31 protein-coding genes are annotated in these 17,324 nt (G+C 42.4%); 17 read left to right on the top strand and 14 right to left on the bottom strand.

Features of this window, described 5'->3' with window-relative positions:
* The first annotated feature begins 38 nt into the window (after positions 1–38).
* Positions 39–1,082, top strand: a complete 1,044-nt coding sequence (gene lpxD, locus ACHZC4_RS11035) for a UDP-3-O-(3-hydroxymyristoyl)glucosamine N-acyltransferase (protein ID WP_394753901.1) — start codon at positions 39–41, stop codon at positions 1,080–1,082.
* A gap of 59 nt (positions 1,083–1,141) precedes the next feature.
* Here lpxD and ACHZC4_RS11030 read toward each other — a convergent pair whose 3' ends face one another.
* Positions 1,142–1,336, bottom strand: a complete 195-nt coding sequence (locus ACHZC4_RS11030) for a hypothetical protein (protein ID WP_394753900.1) — start codon at positions 1,334–1,336, stop codon at positions 1,142–1,144.
* A 550-nt stretch (positions 1,337–1,886) separates the two neighbouring features.
* Between ACHZC4_RS11030 and ACHZC4_RS11025 the strand changes: the two genes are divergently transcribed.
* From ACHZC4_RS11025 to ACHZC4_RS10995, 7 genes are all read left to right on the top strand, one after another.
* Positions 1,887–2,702, top strand: a complete 816-nt coding sequence (locus ACHZC4_RS11025) for an Rpn family recombination-promoting nuclease/putative transposase (protein ID WP_394753899.1) — start codon at positions 1,887–1,889, stop codon at positions 2,700–2,702.
* 85 nt (positions 2,703–2,787) lie between these two features.
* Complete coding sequence (locus ACHZC4_RS11020) at positions 2,788–3,108, top strand: hypothetical protein (protein ID WP_394753898.1); 321 nt, start codon at positions 2,788–2,790, stop codon at positions 3,106–3,108.
* A gap of 525 nt (positions 3,109–3,633) precedes the next feature.
* On the top strand, positions 3,634–4,173 hold the full coding sequence (locus ACHZC4_RS11015; protein WP_394753897.1) for a pilin: 540 nt from the start codon (positions 3,634–3,636) through the stop codon (positions 4,171–4,173).
* Between the two features lie 197 nt (positions 4,174–4,370).
* Positions 4,371–4,853 carry a pilin gene (locus tag ACHZC4_RS11010; protein WP_394753896.1) on the top strand — a complete coding sequence of 161 codons (483 nt, stop codon included), beginning with the start codon at positions 4,371–4,373 and terminating at the stop codon, positions 4,851–4,853.
* Between the two features lie 65 nt (positions 4,854–4,918).
* Entirely contained in the window at positions 4,919–5,686 is a 768-nt protein-coding gene (tfpZ, locus tag ACHZC4_RS11005; protein ID WP_394753895.1) for a TfpX/TfpZ family type IV pilin accessory protein, read from the top strand.
* 67 nt (positions 5,687–5,753) lie between these two features.
* The gene (locus ACHZC4_RS11000) at positions 5,754–5,957 is read left to right on the top strand and encodes a hypothetical protein (protein ID WP_394753894.1); all 204 of its coding nucleotides are present in this window, start codon (positions 5,754–5,756) and stop codon (positions 5,955–5,957) included.
* Positions 5,954–6,214, top strand: a complete 261-nt coding sequence (locus ACHZC4_RS10995) for a hypothetical protein (protein ID WP_394753893.1) — start codon at positions 5,954–5,956, stop codon at positions 6,212–6,214. Before ACHZC4_RS11000 ends, ACHZC4_RS10995 begins: the two co-directional genes overlap by 4 nt.
* 69 nt (positions 6,215–6,283) lie before the next feature.
* Here the strand turns inward: ACHZC4_RS10995 and ACHZC4_RS10990 are convergent, their stop codons facing one another.
* From ACHZC4_RS10990 to ACHZC4_RS10950, 9 genes are all read right to left on the bottom strand, one after another.
* A complete protein-coding gene (locus ACHZC4_RS10990) occupies positions 6,284–7,846 on the bottom strand; it encodes an ATP-binding protein (RefSeq protein ID WP_394753892.1) in 1,563 nt (520 codons plus the stop codon).
* Between the two features lie 137 nt (positions 7,847–7,983).
* Positions 7,984–8,316, bottom strand: a complete 333-nt coding sequence (locus ACHZC4_RS10985; RefSeq protein WP_394753891.1) for a type II toxin-antitoxin system PemK/MazF family toxin — start codon at positions 8,314–8,316, stop codon at positions 7,984–7,986.
* On the bottom strand, positions 8,316–8,573 hold the full coding sequence (locus ACHZC4_RS10980; RefSeq protein ID WP_394753890.1) for an AbrB/MazE/SpoVT family DNA-binding domain-containing protein: 258 nt from the start codon (positions 8,571–8,573) through the stop codon (positions 8,316–8,318). Before ACHZC4_RS10980 ends, ACHZC4_RS10985 begins: the two co-directional genes overlap by 1 nt.
* A gap of 281 nt (positions 8,574–8,854) precedes the next feature.
* On the bottom strand, positions 8,855–9,289 hold the full coding sequence (locus ACHZC4_RS10975) for a BrnA antitoxin family protein (protein WP_394753889.1): 435 nt from the start codon (positions 9,287–9,289) through the stop codon (positions 8,855–8,857).
* Positions 9,290–9,370: 81 nt separating this feature from the next.
* A complete protein-coding gene (locus ACHZC4_RS10970; protein ID WP_394753888.1) occupies positions 9,371–9,577 on the bottom strand; it encodes a hypothetical protein in 207 nt (68 codons plus the stop codon).
* A 7-nt stretch (positions 9,578–9,584) separates the two neighbouring features.
* Complete coding sequence (locus ACHZC4_RS10965; RefSeq protein ID WP_394753887.1) at positions 9,585–9,821, bottom strand: hypothetical protein; 237 nt, start codon at positions 9,819–9,821, stop codon at positions 9,585–9,587.
* Positions 9,822–9,826: 5 nt separating this feature from the next.
* Positions 9,827–10,051 carry a BrnA antitoxin family protein gene (locus ACHZC4_RS10960; protein WP_394753886.1) on the bottom strand — a complete coding sequence of 75 codons (225 nt, stop codon included), beginning with the start codon at positions 10,049–10,051 and terminating at the stop codon, positions 9,827–9,829.
* A 28-nt stretch (positions 10,052–10,079) separates the two neighbouring features.
* Positions 10,080–10,358: a hypothetical protein gene (locus ACHZC4_RS10955; RefSeq protein WP_087145756.1), complete on the bottom strand. Its 279-nt coding sequence runs from the start codon at positions 10,356–10,358 to the stop codon at positions 10,080–10,082.
* Positions 10,348–10,644, bottom strand: a complete 297-nt coding sequence (locus ACHZC4_RS10950) for a BrnT family toxin (RefSeq protein ID WP_394753885.1) — start codon at positions 10,642–10,644, stop codon at positions 10,348–10,350. The genes ACHZC4_RS10955 and ACHZC4_RS10950 overlap by 11 nt, the downstream gene beginning before the upstream one ends.
* Before the next feature lie 348 nt (positions 10,645–10,992).
* Between ACHZC4_RS10950 and ACHZC4_RS10945 the strand changes: the two genes are divergently transcribed.
* From ACHZC4_RS10945 to ACHZC4_RS10915, 7 genes are all read left to right on the top strand, one after another.
* A complete protein-coding gene (locus ACHZC4_RS10945) occupies positions 10,993–13,368 on the top strand; it encodes a beta strand repeat-containing protein (RefSeq protein WP_394753884.1) in 2,376 nt (791 codons plus the stop codon).
* A gap of 158 nt (positions 13,369–13,526) precedes the next feature.
* Positions 13,527–13,823: a DUF1640 domain-containing protein gene (locus ACHZC4_RS10940; protein WP_394753883.1), complete on the top strand. Its 297-nt coding sequence runs from the start codon at positions 13,527–13,529 to the stop codon at positions 13,821–13,823.
* Positions 13,824–14,090: 267 nt separating this feature from the next.
* Complete coding sequence (locus tag ACHZC4_RS10935) at positions 14,091–14,384, top strand: type II toxin-antitoxin system RelE/ParE family toxin (protein WP_394753882.1); 294 nt, start codon at positions 14,091–14,093, stop codon at positions 14,382–14,384.
* A gap of 3 nt (positions 14,385–14,387) precedes the next feature.
* Positions 14,388–14,672 carry an addiction module antidote protein gene (locus ACHZC4_RS10930; RefSeq protein ID WP_394753881.1) on the top strand — a complete coding sequence of 95 codons (285 nt, stop codon included), beginning with the start codon at positions 14,388–14,390 and terminating at the stop codon, positions 14,670–14,672.
* Entirely contained in the window at positions 14,656–14,862 is a 207-nt protein-coding gene (locus ACHZC4_RS10925; RefSeq protein ID WP_394753880.1) for a hypothetical protein, read from the top strand. The genes ACHZC4_RS10930 and ACHZC4_RS10925 overlap by 17 nt, the downstream gene beginning before the upstream one ends.
* Positions 14,863–14,961: 99 nt before the next feature.
* Entirely contained in the window at positions 14,962–15,273 is a 312-nt protein-coding gene (locus tag ACHZC4_RS10920; RefSeq protein WP_394753879.1) for a BrnT family toxin, read from the top strand.
* A complete protein-coding gene (locus ACHZC4_RS10915; RefSeq protein WP_394753878.1) occupies positions 15,236–15,568 on the top strand; it encodes a BrnA antitoxin family protein in 333 nt (110 codons plus the stop codon). The genes ACHZC4_RS10920 and ACHZC4_RS10915 overlap by 38 nt, the downstream gene beginning before the upstream one ends.
* Positions 15,569–15,645: 77 nt before the next feature.
* Here ACHZC4_RS10915 and ACHZC4_RS10910 read toward each other — a convergent pair whose 3' ends face one another.
* Entirely contained in the window at positions 15,646–15,900 is a 255-nt protein-coding gene (locus tag ACHZC4_RS10910; RefSeq protein WP_394753877.1) for a BrnA antitoxin family protein, read from the bottom strand.
* A complete protein-coding gene (locus ACHZC4_RS10905; RefSeq protein ID WP_394753876.1) occupies positions 15,887–16,033 on the bottom strand; it encodes a hypothetical protein in 147 nt (48 codons plus the stop codon). The genes ACHZC4_RS10910 and ACHZC4_RS10905 overlap by 14 nt, the downstream gene beginning before the upstream one ends.
* A 77-nt stretch (positions 16,034–16,110) precedes the next feature.
* Here ACHZC4_RS10905 and ACHZC4_RS10900 point away from each other — a divergent pair, with 77 nt between their 5' ends.
* On the top strand, positions 16,111–16,389 hold the full coding sequence (locus ACHZC4_RS10900) for a BrnT family toxin (RefSeq protein WP_394753875.1): 279 nt from the start codon (positions 16,111–16,113) through the stop codon (positions 16,387–16,389).
* Positions 16,364–16,636 carry a BrnA antitoxin family protein gene (locus ACHZC4_RS10895; RefSeq protein ID WP_394753874.1) on the top strand — a complete coding sequence of 91 codons (273 nt, stop codon included), beginning with the start codon at positions 16,364–16,366 and terminating at the stop codon, positions 16,634–16,636. The genes ACHZC4_RS10900 and ACHZC4_RS10895 overlap by 26 nt, the downstream gene beginning before the upstream one ends.
* A 40-nt stretch (positions 16,637–16,676) precedes the next feature.
* On the opposite strand, the gene ACHZC4_RS10890 is transcribed toward ACHZC4_RS10895, so the two are convergent.
* Together ACHZC4_RS10890 and ACHZC4_RS10885 are read right to left on the bottom strand one after the other, a co-directional pair.
* Positions 16,677–16,964 carry a helix-turn-helix domain-containing protein gene (locus tag ACHZC4_RS10890; protein WP_394753873.1) on the bottom strand — a complete coding sequence of 96 codons (288 nt, stop codon included), beginning with the start codon at positions 16,962–16,964 and terminating at the stop codon, positions 16,677–16,679.
* Positions 16,965–16,967: 3 nt separating this feature from the next.
* On the bottom strand, positions 16,968–17,282 hold the full coding sequence (locus ACHZC4_RS10885) for a type II toxin-antitoxin system RelE/ParE family toxin (protein WP_394753872.1): 315 nt from the start codon (positions 17,280–17,282) through the stop codon (positions 16,968–16,970).
* Positions 17,283–17,324 lie beyond the last annotated feature (42 nt).

Below are 17,324 nucleotides of genomic sequence, written 5' to 3'. Positions count from 1 at the left end.
TCTACTTTGCTTAACATACATTAACAGAAGAGAGAGCTATGGCTATAACCGTAAAACAACTTGCCGATTTTTGTGGCGCTAACATTAAAGGCGGCAATTCGTCTGCCGTTATAGATTCTGCAGCTGATATTACCTCGGCACAGCAAGGGCAAGTGACTCAGCTGACTAATAGCAAATATGCTAAATACATTAAAAATTCAACGGCTACGGCGTGCTTTATCGCAGAAAACTTTAATGCCGATGATGTGCCACAGCATATTGCGCTATTAACCTGCCCCGATCCGGAAATTAGTTTTATAAAAGCCGTGGAATTATTGCACCCTGCCCGGGTTTATAAGGCTCACATTTCTCCCCATGCGGTACTGGACAGCGGGGTGAGCTTGGGTGATGACGTGACTATCGGCCCTTACGCTGTTATTGGCGAAAATACCCGCATAGGTGATGGCAGTAAGTTATTAGCCAACGCCTACATTGGCAAAAACGTAAAAATAGGCAAAAACTGCCATATTTACCCGTATGCGGTAATCTACGATGACGTAGAAATTGGTAATAACGTGATTATTCATTCCGGTGCCATTATTGGTGCAGATGGCTTTGGCTATAAATTTAGGAAAGGCCAGCACATTAAAGTACCGCAGGTGGGTAATGTTGTTATTGGGGACGATGTTGAAATTGGCGCTAACACCTGTGTTGACAGGGGCGCATTAGGCAGTACAGTGATTGGCGCAGGCAGCAAAATAGATAATCTAGTGCAAATTGGCCACAACAATAAGGTCGGCAAAGGGGTGATTATGTGTGGACATACCGGTGTATCAGGTTCTTGTACTATTGAGGATTATGCGATTCTAGCAGGCAGTGCAGGCATTGCTGATCACGTTAACATAGGTCGTGGTGCAGTGGTGATGGCTAGATCGGGTGTTGCTAATGATGTACCGGCAGGAGCGCAGGTATTTGGTAGCCCTGCAAAAGATAAGAAGACTGCGTACAAAGAACAAATCGCACTCAGCAAACTACCTGAGCTGATAAAAAAGATGAAGCTAATGGAAGAAAAAATTCGAGTTTTAGAAGAAGGTAAAGACTAGCGGAGTTTGCAACTACCCCCACACCTCAAAGGGCGGGGGTAGATAACAACTAATTCAGCTTATTCAGCTTTATTTGAAGTACCAGCTTTTTTAGCAGACAATTTAGCGTCAACTTCAGCATTACTTGCAGCGACAGCACCACTAGACAAATGCTTTGTTTCGTCTTTCTTCAGCAAAACAACTAACAGTATGATGGATGCAATAGCAACGCCAACGTATACCCAAGTGTTATCTTTTTCTTGTGCTTCAGCCATTTTAAAATCCTCTATAGTTATTAATATTTTTTAATCCCTCTCCTCAAGGGAGCAACTCGAACACACAGCGTTACGAGTTGGTTGTCGAATCATCTTTAAACAACGGCGTAATTTTTATCACGATATAAGGTACGATGTCAAAGCCATAACTAAAAAACACTTAAACAAAGTAATTTTTTTTTTAATCTCGTGCAGTAATTACGCCATGTACAATATACAATATATTGAAAACAAAGTAAAAATATATCTTAGTGCCGTTAACTTGAAAATCAATGAAACATTTGTTTTCTAAAATGAATGCGGGGTAGCTACTGCATGAATTTGAATACAGGTAAATGTGCTTTTTTTATACTACTTATGCTGAATATTTACATATTGCCACTTAGCATTGCAAATTTTTTTACAACCCATAGCTGGACAATTACGGTGAGCCACACTATTAGGCAAGGGGATTTGTTTTGCAAACTTGGCAAAACTCAAATGGATTGTCGGCAAAATAAAAACACCTTACAATCGAATACACGAATTTACTTTTCCCTAGCCAGCACCTATGCAACATTCCATTGATCCTAAGATTGACTGCGTTTTCAAGGCATTACTGGGTAGCGAAGAAAACAAGAATTTATTGATTCATTTTTTGAATGCATTTTTGGCGCAAGAGCTTGCAGAACCTTTGGTGTGGGTGGAAATCCTTAATCCTTACAATGACAAAGAATTTTTGGGTGATAAACTCAGTATTGTCGATATCAAAGCCAAAGATAGCCATGAGCGGATCTACCAAATTGAAATTCAACTGACCAGCTATGGCCGTTTACCGGCCCGGATTGTTTATAACTGGGCTGACATCTACAGCCAGCAACTCAAAAGTGGACAAGATTACGGTGAACTCAAGCCAACTTATTCAATTTGGCTACTCGCTGAAAATCTGCTGCCTGACGATAGCCAGTATGTGCATCATTACAAAATGCGTGATGAGCAAGGGCGAGCATTCAACCATCATGGCGGCATTTGGCTATTGGAATTGAGTAAATTTAATGTTAGCCAGATTGAACGCGAAGATCAACGTTGGTTAAAATTTTTCAAAGACGGCGAGCAATTGAATGACAGCGCCATACCTAATTGGGCGAGTACACAGGAGATGAAACAGGCCATGAACACATTAAGCGTTTTTTCAGAAAAAGAACACCGCTATTTTCAATATCAAGCTCGGCAGGAGTATTTGCGTGAGCAGCGAACACTTCAGCTAGAAAAAGAAGAGATTAGACAAGAGTTAATAAGGGCTCAGCAAGAAAAAGAAGCCGCTCAGCAACGTGAACAAGCTGCCTTAGCTGAAATAGAACGCCTGAAGGCATTGCTAGGACAATAAACTTGTTTGATTTTTCAAAGATGACGAGCAATTGGATGGCAGCGCCTTACCTGATTGGGTGAGTACACAGGAGATGAAACAAGCCATGAACACATTAAGCGTTTTTTCAGAAAAAGAACACCGCTATTTGCAATATCAAGCTCGGCAAGAATATCTGCGTCAGCAACGGACTATGCAATCTGAATTAGATGAAGCAAAAAAAGCCAAAACAGTGGCATTACAGGAAAAAGAAGCGGCTCAGCAACGTGAACAAGCTGCCCTGCAAAGTGAACAAGCTGCCCTGCAAAGTGAACAAGCCGCTCAGCAACGTGAAGAAATAGCATTGCAAGAAAAAGAAACTGCACTACAAGAAAAACAAGCCGCTTTAGCTGAAATAGAACGTCTAAAAGCATTGCTGGGGCAATAGGTTTAGTTAAAATGCCTGGCTATCCACATAAAACGGGACACTCAATAAGGCACGCCGTTCGGCCTGAGCTTGTCGAAGGGTGTACGGTGTGCCGCTCATGGTTCGACAAGGCTCTCATGAGCTTGTCGAATGGCTCACCACGAACGGCACACCTTCACCTGTCCCGACTTAAGTTGGAAGCCAAATGTCTCAAAGACGAATTAACTAAATGCCAGTGTTTTACCGAATTTAATAGCCAATTAAGGCATAAAAAAATACTGAACAAGGTGACAAAAATTGTCACATGCTGACATAAAAAGTCTGTTAATTTATGTTTTAGCATACTCAAATGGGTTTTATGTATTATTAATTTGTTTATTCTAAAAACGACAAGATTATTTAACACGCTGTTTATTAATTATTTTTGGTTATTTCTCAAAAAAATTAACTGGATAATTTAGAAAAATAAAATTCTTGGCACGCATAGTGCAATATTGATTACGACGTAACCATTTATTTTTTCATCAACAATACTAGGAAAGCGCTATGAAACATCAAATACAAAAAGTACAACAAGGTTTTACCTTAATCGAATTAATGATCGTTGTTGCCATTATTGGTATCTTGGCAGCGGTAGCGATTCCGGCTTATCAGGACTATATTGTCCGCGCCAAAGTTACAGAAGGTCTTTCTTTGGCTGCTGCTGCAAAAACAGCCGTTACTGAAAATGCTTCTAATGGCACAAATTTTGAGTCCGGTTGGACTCAGCCTAACGCAACAGACAGTGTTGCCAGTGTAACTATAGATGGAAGTGGTACTACTGCTACTGTTGGAGATACTGGTGGAAATACCGGTGAAATCGTGATTACTTATACAGCAAAAGTTGCCGCTGCTGGATCAAATACTCTAGTATTGTCACCTCGTGATGGGACTAATGCAGGTGGGCCTCTTTTACCTGGCACTCCGCCTACAACTGGCTCAGTTACTTGGAACTGCAACTCCGCCACACCCCCTACTACTAATGCAGCAAGTACTATTCCAGGTACAATTCTTGGCAAATATGTGCCCGCTACTTGTAGAGCTTAGTAGCCCAGGTCAAACTTGCTTAATCTGAGCTGAGTTATAAAAACCGCCCTTAGGGAAACCAAGGGCGGTTTTTTTTTGCGTTGGTGTTTTTAAATGATTTTTGATTGGTTAGGATGTTGACATAGCTAACAATTTGACTACGCTTCAGTTTAACAGAAGTAGTCGATGCGTATTAACTTAAGAGCAACACAAGCGCCATGAAAAATCGTATCAACATAGTACAAGGTTTTACCTTAATCGAATTAATGATCGTTGTTGCCATTATTGGCATTTTGGCAGCAGTAGCGATTCCTTTTTATCAAGATTACGTGGTACGTGCCAAAGTAACCGAGGGATTTTCTTTAGCCATTCCAGCAAAAATAGCGGTAGTTCAAAACGCTTACCATGGACACCTATTTAACTCCGGCTGGAATCCGCCTAATCCAACAGACACGGTTGCCAGTGTAATTATCGATGCAACGGGGGAAATTATTATTACCTATACAGATAAGGTGGCAACAGAAAGTCCAACGTTAATCCTAGTCCCTAGAGACGGTGATACTGGCCTTACTCCAGGAACGCCTCCTCAATCGGGTTCAATTGTTTGGATATGTGAATCTGAAGGCACTTCCACTTCCGTAGCGGCTTCAGGCAGTGCCACCCTTAATAGAAAATTTGTTCCCGCCAATTGCAAGGTATAGGAATTTAGCTGTATTTTTTATTTACCGCCATAAAGCCGTCAAACTCTAACTACATTACTCACTCCATGAAAAATCGATTCTCTGCCTTTTTAATACATTTGTTATTATCCGGCGTGGTTGCTGGTGTCGCCGTTATTTTAGTTTTTTTTGTGTGGTATCCCATGCCACTACACAGTGCAGTGGGAGTAACCGAAATTTTTTTAATTTTGTTATCGGTGGATATTGTTATTGGCCCGATGTTAACCTTCGTGGTTTACAAGCCCGGTAAGGCATCGTTAAAATTTGATCTTACGGTTATTGCATTATTGCAGTTAATGGCTTTAGGTTATGGCATTAACACGGTTTTTCAAGGCCGTCCGGCTTTTGTAGTGTTCAGCCAAGACCGTTTTGAAATCGCCAGAGCCTCTGATATTGACGCGGGCAGCGCTCAAATAGCTTTGCAAAATAAAAACGCAACAGCACAAACCAGCTGGGCTAGTCCACGTTGGGTAGCAGCGGTGGCTTCACCAGACCCTAAGCGAGACCAGGAAATTTTATTTTCAGCGACTGCAGGTGGTCCAGATTGGCCGTTATTGCCGGAACTGTTTGTACCTTTAGTGCAAGTTAAAGAGCAGATATTAAAAAAAGCTAGGCCTTTGCAGGAACTTGAGCAGTTAAGCCATAAAAACCAAGCGCTAAATATAAAAACACAAGATTTTGCGGCTTTACAAGATTGGCAAGATAAGGCGGTTAAGTGGCTGCCGTTGCGTGGCAAGGTGAAGGATATGGTGGTTTTGGTGGATGCCAATTCCGCAGCGGTCATGAAGATTATTGATATTAATCCGTGGCCTTAAGGCTTTTAATTTATGGAGCATTACTGTAAATTACAATTATGTTATCAAACAAATTTTGGAGCGATTTATGACTTTTTCTATCCATGCCATTGAGCAAGCAGTTGCGCAACTCCCTGCACACGATTTAGCTGAATTTCGTCGTTGGTTTGCTCAGTTTGATGAAGCAGCCTGGGATGCACAAATTGAAGCGGATGCTTACGCCGGAAAGCTGGATGCACTAGCCGACGAGGCTTTAGCTGAATACCAGAAGGGCATGGCGCGTGAGCTTTGAAACATTTCACCTCGTCAAAATTCTGGCAACATTTTGATAGTTTGCCTATTAATATCCAGCAGCAAGCGCGTGAAAATTATGAGCTGCTCAAACAAAATCCGCATCATCCCTCGTTACAATTTAAATCGGTTAAAAACGGCGCATTTCGTAGCGTCCGTGTTAGCTTGGGATATCGTGCATTAGGCGTTCCAATCGATGAGGGTGTGCAATGGTTTTGGATTGGTAGCCATGCGGTTTACGATAAATTAGTCTCATAATAATGCTATGGCTACCCGCCTCATAACAAAGATTAACCGCCCACCTTTCGACAAGCTCAAGGCGAACGGTTAATACGTTCGTGGTTTAATAACCGCTTCCCATTCAAAAAATTCAATATTACGCTGGGTTTTATCAAATTCAATGCCGATTAAATACACGCTATTGTTAGAACCGGCATATTTCTGGCTGTAATGTTTGGCTTTAATCTGCGCCAACGCCAACCCTTGTTTTTTTGCGTCATCCAGCACTTTAAACTCGATGATAAAGACTTTATTGTCCAGCATGACGGTCAAATCAATACGCCCCTGGTTGGTCACATCTTCAGCAATCACTTTTAAACCCAGGGCGGCAAAAGCGCTGTAAATAATCGATGCGTAATAGCCTTCATAGTGGGCTAACTGATTTTTACGATACCAGTCGTTCGGAATAGCGGCAAACAGCGCCAAAAGTGATTGTTCCAATTTGGCAAAATCAGGTTGGTTTAAGGCTTTATACAGCTGAATTTGATTGCTGGATACCGTACTGGGTGAGGTTTGTGTTAAATCCCTCAGCAGATAGCCATTCAGGCTGGCCTTCACTTCGCGGTTAGGGTAAGCCAGGTGATAATAACGGTTACCACCCAATTCTTCCACATGGTCTATGGTTAAATAACCCGTCTGGTACAGCAGGTTTTCCAGGGTGATTTCGTTAACATCAAAACTGGCCAGCATGGCTTCATCCAGCACTACGTTTTCAAAATCAGGGATTAAGTATTGCCCTTCCCTGATACGCTTAATTAAAAACGATGGACTGCCGGTTTCAAACCAGTAGTTTTTAAATACCCGTTGATCCAGATACAGTAAAACATCAAAAGGATTGTAAACTTTTTCACCCAGAAAATTGTAGCCGTTATACCATTCGGCCAATCGCGCAAAATCGACACCTTCCAAATGGCCATTAAAAACAGCTTTAATTTCTGGATAGGTATAGCCACACAGGGTTGCATAACGCGGATTTAGGCTAATATCATTTAGATTATTCAAACCGCTAAACAGGCTCACTTTACTGAATTTACTTACGCCCGTTAGCAGCGTAAATTTAATGTACGGGTCGCTGTCTTTAATCACCGAATAAATATTTCTCAAGCCTTCCCTGATTTCGATAGCTTGTTGCGGTTTTTCAATATTATCCAGAATTGGTTTATCATATTCATCAATCAACACCACCACTTTTTGCTGATACTTTTGCTGTAAGCGCTGAATCAATTCGGCAAAGCGATTCGCCAAATCTTGCTGTTGTAAAACGATTTCATAACGTTCTGCAACTTCATCCAGCATCGCTAAAAAGCGTTGTCCCAAGACTGCATCCGAAGTCACTATGCCTCGCCCAAAACTAATATCAATCACCGGATAGTGCACTGACCAATCCCAGTGATCCTGCAAATACAGGCCGTGGAATAAGGCCTGCTCACCGCTAAAAGCTGATTTTAAAGTGCTGAGCAATAATGATTTGCCAAACCGGCGTGGACGGGCAAGAAAATAATGCGTCCCTTCGTTAACCAGACTTGAAATGAAAGCCGTTTTGTCAGCGTAGTAGCAGTTTTCTTCACGTAGTTTGCTGAAGGTTTGAATGCCGATAGGGAGTTTTTTCATTTTCGTGATTTCAAAAACTTATTGTTAGAGGTAAGCCGTTCGTACCCAAAGGGCATAAATGGTGAGCCATTCGACAAGCTCATGAGAGCCTTGTCGAACCATGATCGGCTCTTGCTCATCCGTCGTCTCATCGCGCGTCACTCAAATAGAACGGACAGTTTTGCCAGCACTTCATCCATAACCGATGCGGGTACGCTTTCAAGCTTTTTGGCATTGCGTGAGGCAAGATCGATAGTGCGTGGTTGATCGCATCGGACAACGCCTGTTGTCTGCGTTCCTGATCCCATGAGCGACACAGCAAAACCCGCCACACGGGCAAAATTTCCGCCCGTTGTAATAGGCACAATGACGGGAGTTTTTGTCTGTTTGTTAAACGCTGTGGGTGATACTATCAGAACGGGGCGTGTGCCTTGTTGTTCGTGGCCTAAGGTTGGGTCGAGTGAAACTAAATAAATATCACCTCGTTCCATCAGATAAGCTCGTTACCTACGGGCGCAGAATCAAGCCACGCACGGTCTTCTGCTGTTATATCTTCCGAGGCATCACATTGAGCCAATAAATCGCTAAGCGTGTAGCGTTGGCGAAATTGTGGCTTCACTATTAACCGGCCCTGTTCAACTTCAATATCCACAGCATTACCGGCTTTTATATGCAATTGATCAAGATAAGCCGGTGGAATCACCAGCATTGTCGAACCACCCACTTTACGAAGATTTGTTGTGTGCATGGCTATGTTCCTTTTAAGTTATATAAAAATATAATTTAATATAGCACTGGCTAGTTTATTTAACAATAGGTTAAAGCCTTGGTAAATATAATTGCTGTGAAATTTTTTTCTGCTAGATGTGAGCGTATTGACCCTGCTTATAAAAAACCGCTACCCACTAAGACGGGACAGTTTAAAAAAGCCGTTCGTGGTGAGCTTGTCGAACCATGAACAACAAACCCTTCGACAAGCTCAGCGAACGGATGTCCCGTCTTAGTGCTAGCTCTAAAAAGGCTACCCATTTAACTAAGTAGCTCGTGTTCCTTAAGCCATTCTTTAAGTGCATCATTCATACGCGCTTGCCATCCCTTGCCAGTGGCTCTAAAGGCTTCCAGAATATCTTTATCAAACCGAATTGCTACTTGCTCTTCACCACTGCTACCGATAAGTCTTGCAGCACGGCGTTTGGCCATTGCTTCACGCATAACTAACGTCAAATCAGGGGAGTCTTCATCATCACTGGGTTCAATACCAGATGATTTATACTGATGTAAAGCAGCAAAATCTGTTTTTGAATCGCCACGTTCATGTGCGGCGTGCATTTCATCAATCGACATCGTAATCATTTTCAAGCCATTCATGATCTTCACCCAGCCGTATAGTGGCTGACTTTTTAACTGTGATGCATACGGGTTTTTCCGCGATTTCATTTGCGAAAGGTCATATTCTTCTTTCATGCCGTGTACCTTTGTAGTGTTTAGATTCAGTCTTTGTGGCTTTGTGCGAGCCCAAATAATGCAGATACAGTCACTTTATTGTTAAAGATTCATTTGATCCAATTCATCCAGCAATTGTAATGCCCGCTTGGGATTCCCCCGTTGCCGCTGTGCTTCGTTTATATTTATCATATCGCCAGTAATGGCGTTACACCATTCGCTGGCCTCATTTTCACGCTCGTGGTCTGTGGCCATAGCTTTGTAGCCATCATCTAAAGAGGTATCGATCATACGAACTTTAAATTCCACGGCTAACTTACTGTTGTACACCCTCAAAATGTTGATTTAGCTTATTAAGAATTGCTTTAGCCTGTTGAGCATCTGCCCGTGCCGCCCTCAGTTTAAATTGGGTTTCAGCTTCGGATTCAATATAAGCCGAGCGGGCATTTGCAAAATCTTCATCTGTCCATTCGACTGTATCAGGGTCAGCGGCAATCCCCGCATTGATTTCAGCGTCCTCTTCTTCAGTTGGCATGATAATGTTACGTGACATAGTATTTAATCTCTCTTCGGCCAAGATATGTCAACGGTTCGATGCTGGTGTACACAATCCCGAAGATATAAATTAATGAGACTTTGGTAAGGAACGCCTGTGCCCTCTGCCATTTCTTTGAAATAACCAACAACATGTTCACTCAGCCTTATAGTGACTGGGGTTTTTAACTTCGATGCGTAAGGGTTTTTCCGCGATTTCATCTGGAAAAGGTCATATTCTTCTTTCATGATGTGTACCTTGTTGTCATAAACGTACTCAAGCCACTTCACGAGCCGCATCTTCAATAATGCTGTCAGGAACGCCACGCTTTTTTAATGCCGCAATCAACTGGGCCTCCTTGCTAAAAGTAAATTGCGCTTCATCACGACGTAAACCTTCGCTAATATAAGCTTTCAGCAATGCCTGATACCCTGAAAAACCTTTATACGGGGCGATTTTCTTCATGGACTCCACCACGTCAACCGGAATGCGTAAAGTAATGGAAGTCATTGGGCGATTTTTGCCTAGGCGATTTTTAATGGTCTCAGAAATCATAATATTCACGCTCTGTAATAGTGGCTTTGCGAGCCGAAATAATGCGGATACAGTCACTCTCAAATTCTATATGAACCACAAACAGCAAGCGACCTGATTCATCATAGCCAATCACTGCATCACGCACTTCATTAGGGTGATCTGCATCAGTTAACGTAAAAAATGGATCAAAAAACACTGAAGAGGCTTGCTCAAAAGTAATGCCGTCATGTTTATTAGTGTTAAGTTTTGCTTTGTGTGCATTCCAAACAAAACTAACGCCATTCTTTTCAAAGTGAATATCCATCTCTGGCAGTCTATATCTTGTATTGTATTTGTCAATACGTAATTAATGCGTAACCCCTAATGAAAATTTTTCTAGCACCGCCACCCTACTCACCTGACAATTTTTGTCACAAGATGACATAATTACTCACTCAACAGGCCTTAAAAGCTCCCTGCCCCATTAAAAACCCTCTATTCCTGCTTGGCATTAATAACAAAAACCCAGCAATATAAAGCCCTGCAAGGCAATTAAACTATTAATAAAAAAGCTGGCACACAATCTGCTTTAAATATTACTGAATGACGGTGGCTTCTATTTTATAAACGTAACTCCGCCAATACTGGCAAATACTAAAACGAGGATTTTATTATGGCATTTCCATCTAAACCATCTACAGCAACCATTTCTGGCTCAGCTACAGCAACCGACGATGATTATTTAATAGGCACTTCAGGAGACGACATTATTACAGGTGGTGACGGCCCAACAATCGCTTATATAGCTGACGGCCTTGATATTATGCAAGGCGGTGCAGGCGACGATCAATATATCGTTAATAATACCACCGGCTCCGATGTTATCATTGAATATGCTAACGAAGGCGTTGATACCGTTTTCTCCAGTGTAAATTATATTTTGCCTAGCGAAGTGGAAAATATTGTTGCATCAATGGGCGCTGTTACCTTAACTGGCAACCTGAAAGACAATATTATCGATGGCTCAAATAATGGTGCAGTTGATACCCTAGTAGGCTTGGCAGGTAACGATACTTATATTTTGGATGCGGGAGACAAAGTTATTGAAGGCAAAGCAGCCACTGCAATTGTTACTTCCACTACACAATATGCCGATACCGCTGGTATAGATACTATCAGTTCTGCAGATTCTGTTGATATTCATTTTGCTATCAATGACCCCGGGCAGTTGGTGCTGGGTAGTGCTGACATTAAAGGCCAGGCATTTATTGAAAATGTAATTCTTACTGGTTCCAGTGCTGTTGATATTACAGGTAATGCTAAGAATAACATACTGACTGGCAATAGTGCGGCAAATGCTATTATTGGCAATGCAGGCGATGATATCCTGAATGGCGGCGCTAACGCTGATAATTTAACCGGCGGTGTAGGTAATGATATCTATATAGTTGATGATATCGGCGATGTGGTGAATGAAACATCTTTAGGCACGGTAGCATTGCCGCTTACTCCCGACGGTGTGAATGGTACAGTTGATTTGGTAAAAAGTAGCGTAACTTACTCTATAGCAAGTGCAGCGGCCGCAGGCGTTGAAAATCTTACCTTAACGGGTATTGCACTTATCAATGCGACCGGTAATACTAAAGTTAATATCTTAACGGGTAATAGTAATAACAACACATTAATCGGCGGCGCGGGTAATGATACCTTATACGGTTTGCAAGGTAATGACACACTGAACGGCGGTTTAGGCGTTGATAACATGACCGGCGGTAGAGGCGATGATACTTATATTGTTGATAGCTCTAGTGATGTGGTGACCGAGCTTGTAAATCCATCTAATGTAACTGCAAATGGTACTGCGGATCATGTAAAAAGTAGCGTAACTTATTTACTAACCACGCCCGCTGCTGCTGGTGTTGAGAAGCTCACTTTAACAGGCTCAGGAAATGTTAATGCGACGGGCAACGCCTTACCTAATTTTCTGGTAGGGAATAGCGGCAACAATATACTAAACGGCGGCACAGGTATTGATGACTTACAGGGCGCTGGCGGGAACGATACCTATTACGTAGATAACACAAGCGATAAAGTATCTGATACCGCTGGCACACTAGATACAGTTATAAGCAGCGTGGATTTTAACCTCGCAGCAGGTACCATTACGACTACCAGCGGTTCTGATACAAATGCAGAAAACCTTACTCTAACGGGCTCAGCGAGTAATGCAACCGGCAATGCTTCTGACAATACCATCATTGGTAATGCTATTGCTAACGTAATAGACGGTGGTGCAGGTGCAGATAACATGCAAGGCGGTGCTGGTAATGATAGTTATTTCGTTGATAATACTGGCGATAAAGTCACTGATACACTCGGTACCGATACAATTAACACTAGCGTAACCTTTAACATGGCTACTGCAGGTTCTGGAGTAGAAAATCTTACTGTTACCAATATAACTACTACCAATAGTATTAATTTGACCGGTAACACTTTGGCGAATACTATTACTGGTAATGCGGGTGATAATATAATCATCGGCGGAGCAGGTAACGACGCAATAAGTGCTGGAGCAGGTGACGATACTATAACAGGCGGTGCTGGCAAAGACACTATAACTACCGGCGTAGGTGCAGATACCATCTCATTTGCAACAGGAGTAGCGGATACTGTTGCAACTGCCACTTCAGTTGCGGGTATTGATGTGTACAGCCTTTTAGATTTTGCTACCGATAAAATAAGCCTGTCAGTAACAGTAGCGAGTGTAGTTGCTGCTGCTGCTGGTTCCAATGCAATCAGCGAAGCTACTTTTATTACTGATATGAATACTGCTTTGACTAAAGGAGCTATTGGCACTGGATTTAAAGTTGCCTCGGCAGACATTACCGCAGCTATCGTTACCGCAACGACTGGCGGTGGTGGTGTAACAGCAGGTGATGAATTTCTGGCTGTTGATTTGGACTCAAGCGGCACATTTACAGCTACAGATTTTGTTATTGAAATTACTGGCTTTACCGGTACCTTAGCTATTGGAAGCTTTATCTAAGAGCTAGTTGTAACGCTTTAACCTAAAAACCCCGTGCTGGCTTAGCTGGCACGGGGTTTTTTGTGTTTAAACATAACCCGCACACTTAAAACCTACCTTACATTTATCATTCGCTTTGTTATACTGACACCTATAGTAAATACTTACAGGTTATTGTTATGGCAACGGTTACGTTTGATACCTTGAAATTTGTTCGCAAATTAAAAGAGGCAGGTTTCGAGCAAAATCAGGCTGAAGCGGTTGCAGATGCTTTTCGGGATGCCCAAGCAGAAACTGAAGTAGCAACCACACGCGATTTAAAAGAATTAGAGCTTTCCCTGAAAGCAGAAATCAAAGAAATGGAGCTTTCCCTGAAAGCAGAAATGCAAGCAATGGAGTACCGTATGACCATCAAACTGGGCGGTATGATGGCAGCATCAGTAGTCATAGTAGCTGCACTGGTTAGATTGTTGTGACATCTACAACAGATTCACAACAACCAACAAAATCCGACATTAATCGTCTGGAGCGCGAATTGATAATACTCAAATGGATGGTTGGTTTAGTGCTAGGAGGCATATTAACCTTAGTTCTCAAAGCATTTTTCCCGACTTAAAGACAGTTTCTAAAAACTTCTTAATGCTTTAACCTAAAAACCCCGTGCTGGCTTAGCTGGTACGGGGTTTTTGTTTGTGCAGATTAATTCGGATTGATTTTTGTATCTATTGAGATACAATTGACCCATGAACTACATCGTTGAACAAACCGAAGCCTTCGCGAAGTGGCATTATAGCTTACGCGATTTACGTGCTAAAACGGCTATTGCACGGCGTATCGAACGCGCGGAAAATGGCAATCTGGGTGACATCAAATCAATCGGTAATGATGTGTCTGAAATGCGTGTTAATGTGGGCGCAGGGTATCGTGTTTACTTTACGCTACGTGGTGGATTGTTTGTGATTTTACTCGCCGGTGGTGATAAATCAACACAACAGATGGACATTAAACGTGCTATTAAACTGGCCGGGGAAATATAAACCATGACTGTAAAACTATTGCCATTCGACATGGCAAGCTTGCTAGATAACGACGAAGCTATCAGTGAATATCTTACCCAAGTACTAGACGATGGTGACAGCGACGAGCTTCTGCGTGCTTTGGGGCATATTGCCAAAGCAAAAGGCATGGCGATGATAGCCAAAGAATCAGGCTTAGGGCGGGAGAGCTTGTATAAAGCTTTGGCTAGTGGGTCAAAACCACGTTTCGACACGATTTTGAAGGTTATTAAGGCGCTTGGCGTTAAGCTTCATGCCGAACCCATTTGATTCTATGGTCAATACAGATGTTTCAGTTGAAGCAGAACTTGCAAGCAAGCGGGATATTCGCGAGTTGGAATTAAAAATAGAAACTCGTTTTGAGCAAGTTAAAGGCGAATTAACGTTGGTCAAATGGATGCTAGGCATTGTACTTGGCGGCGTAATGGCTTTAATTCTCAAAGCGTTTTTTCCAGCTTAAGCAAACAGCCTCTAAAAGTGTCTAATGCTTTAACCTAAAAACCCCGTGCTGGCTTAGCTGGCACGGGGTTTTTTGTTGGGTGCAAAACGAAGCTACAATTTGATTGACATCTCTGTTTTTTGTGCCTACTATTTGACAGTGATTACTTATGATGAAAACAAGCGCCAAGCTAACCTTAACAAACATTACCTTGATTTTGTGGGGTGTGAAACTGTTTTTGAAGGCTTTACTTTAACCCGCGAAGACGGCCGCGATGCTTACGGAGAATTACGCCTACAAACACTAGGTATCTGGAACGGTGTAATCGTCTTTGTGGTACATACCCCACGCGGCGAAAACGATCACATTATTTCTATTAGGAAGGCACAAAAACATGAACAACAAATCTACTGGCAACATGCCCCGCACTGACCAAACCAACTGGGCAACCGTGAACGCTTTAACCGATGCCGACATTATTCATGATGCCGACAGTCCATCGACCACCGAAGCGGATTGGAAACAGGCGTTTACTAGCCACTCAGCTGCCGAATTACATACTGAATCTGTTCGGAGAACACGCGGGGTCAATAAACAGCCACGCAAAGAACAAGTGGCAGTTCGATACGATGCAGATATATTGGCGTACTTCCGCTCTACCGGCAAAGGCTGGCAAACCCGCATGAACAATGCACTGAAAGAATGGCTTAAAGAGCATACGGCATAAACCTACAGAAACCTTTAACCTAAAAACACCGTGCTGGCTTAGCTGGCACGGGGTTTTTTTGTTGGGTGCAAAACACGCTACGATGCTGCCCTTAATTCCTCATGCAGAATTTGTCGCAAAGTACCCACCGTTAAGGGTGCTGATTCCGGCGACAAACTGCCACGCAAAGTTTCGTTAATCAGCGTCTGATAACCTTTGCCAGATTGCGCAGCACGTTCTTTAAAAGCCGCCAAAATATCATCATCTAAAAAAATAGTGATGCGGGTTTTGCCGCTGGCGTCTATAACCGCACCACGAACGCCGTTAGAAAAGTCGTATTCATCTTTCATCATTTAATTCTCCTGGGTAAGTGCGCCGCTCGTGAGGCTCAGCGATTCGTGCAGAAATAACCCGAATTTCATCCTCATTCCGGTAGTGATATGCCACCACCAGCAAGCGCCCCCAAACATCCATACCCAATGTCACAATATGTGATTGTCTTAACGCGATTACCTTGGTTAAGTTAGGTTGATTTACTGTCTATATGTTACTACAATAAAGTGATGGAAATTAAATTTGACACCGTAAAAAACGAAAAAAACATTCAGGAACGCAACTTAAGTTTTGAACGTGTCGCAGAGTTTGATTTTGAAACAGCTCAATTTGATATCGATACCCGATACAACTACGGTGAAACTCGCTATCGCGCCATAGGATTTCTTGATAAACGTCTTTATTCATTGGTATTTGTTGAAATCGTGGGCGGCATTCGAGTCATCAGTTTTAGAAAAGCCAACAAACGCGAGGTTAAACGCTATGAAAACCAATCAAGAAGTGATTGATAATGAAAATCCAGAATGGACTGATCAGGATTTTAAAAATTCCACGCCATTTACTGCATTACCTGAATCGTTACAAACTACGTTGCGGCACTTAAAAACGCGTGGAAAACAACAGCAACCCACTAAAGTATCAACAACTGTGCGTTTTGATGCCGAGGTACTGGAAGCCTTTAAAAACATGGGCAATGGCTGGCAAACCCGCATGAACAATGCACTGAAAGAATGGCTTAAAGAGCATACAGTATAAATCCAAACCGTTACAGAAAGACTTTAACCTAAAAATCCCATCAGGCAGCGTTATCAATCTCTATGTGAATATGAATACCGGCTTTTATAGCTAAGGTAAGCAGCATATCCACACTAAATTTTTTCCACTGGCCACTCACAAGATTTGAAACACGGGTTTGTGTAATACCTAAATGCTTAGCAACTTCCGCTTGGGTAAATTGGCTATCCTTAATCCATACCCGCAAACGCGCCATTAAATCAGCTCGTAACTGCAAAACTTCTGCTTCATGGGCAGGAAACCCCAATTCCAAGAATATATTTTCATCAGCTTTAACAATCTCAGTCATATTTTATACTCCAATTTGCTTAAAACGGGTTCGTGCCAAATCAATATCATGTGGGGAAGTCCGTTGGGTTTTCTTGTGGAAGCAATGCAACACATAAATACCTTCTGGGCGGGTAGCTAAATAGATCACACGAAATGCGCCACCCGCACGGACACGTATTTCACGAACATTAGAACCAATATTGGCCATAGGTTTCCAGTCAGAAGGCTCAAGACCAAATTGCACTTGGCGAAGCTCCACCCCACAATCGCGCCGAGCTGCATCGGGGAAATCACGTAAATCACCTCTACTGGAACCTAAAAATATGATGTCTTTCATCGGCTGATTATATAAAAACTTATATATCTATTACAATGCTTT

It is taken from the genome of Crenothrix sp. (genome assembly GCF_043729335.1).
Classification (GTDB): Bacteria; Pseudomonadota; Gammaproteobacteria; order Methylococcales; family Methylomonadaceae; genus Crenothrix.
The sequence above is the reverse complement of the archived record's forward strand: the minus strand, read 5'-3'. Positions and strand labels throughout refer to the sequence as shown.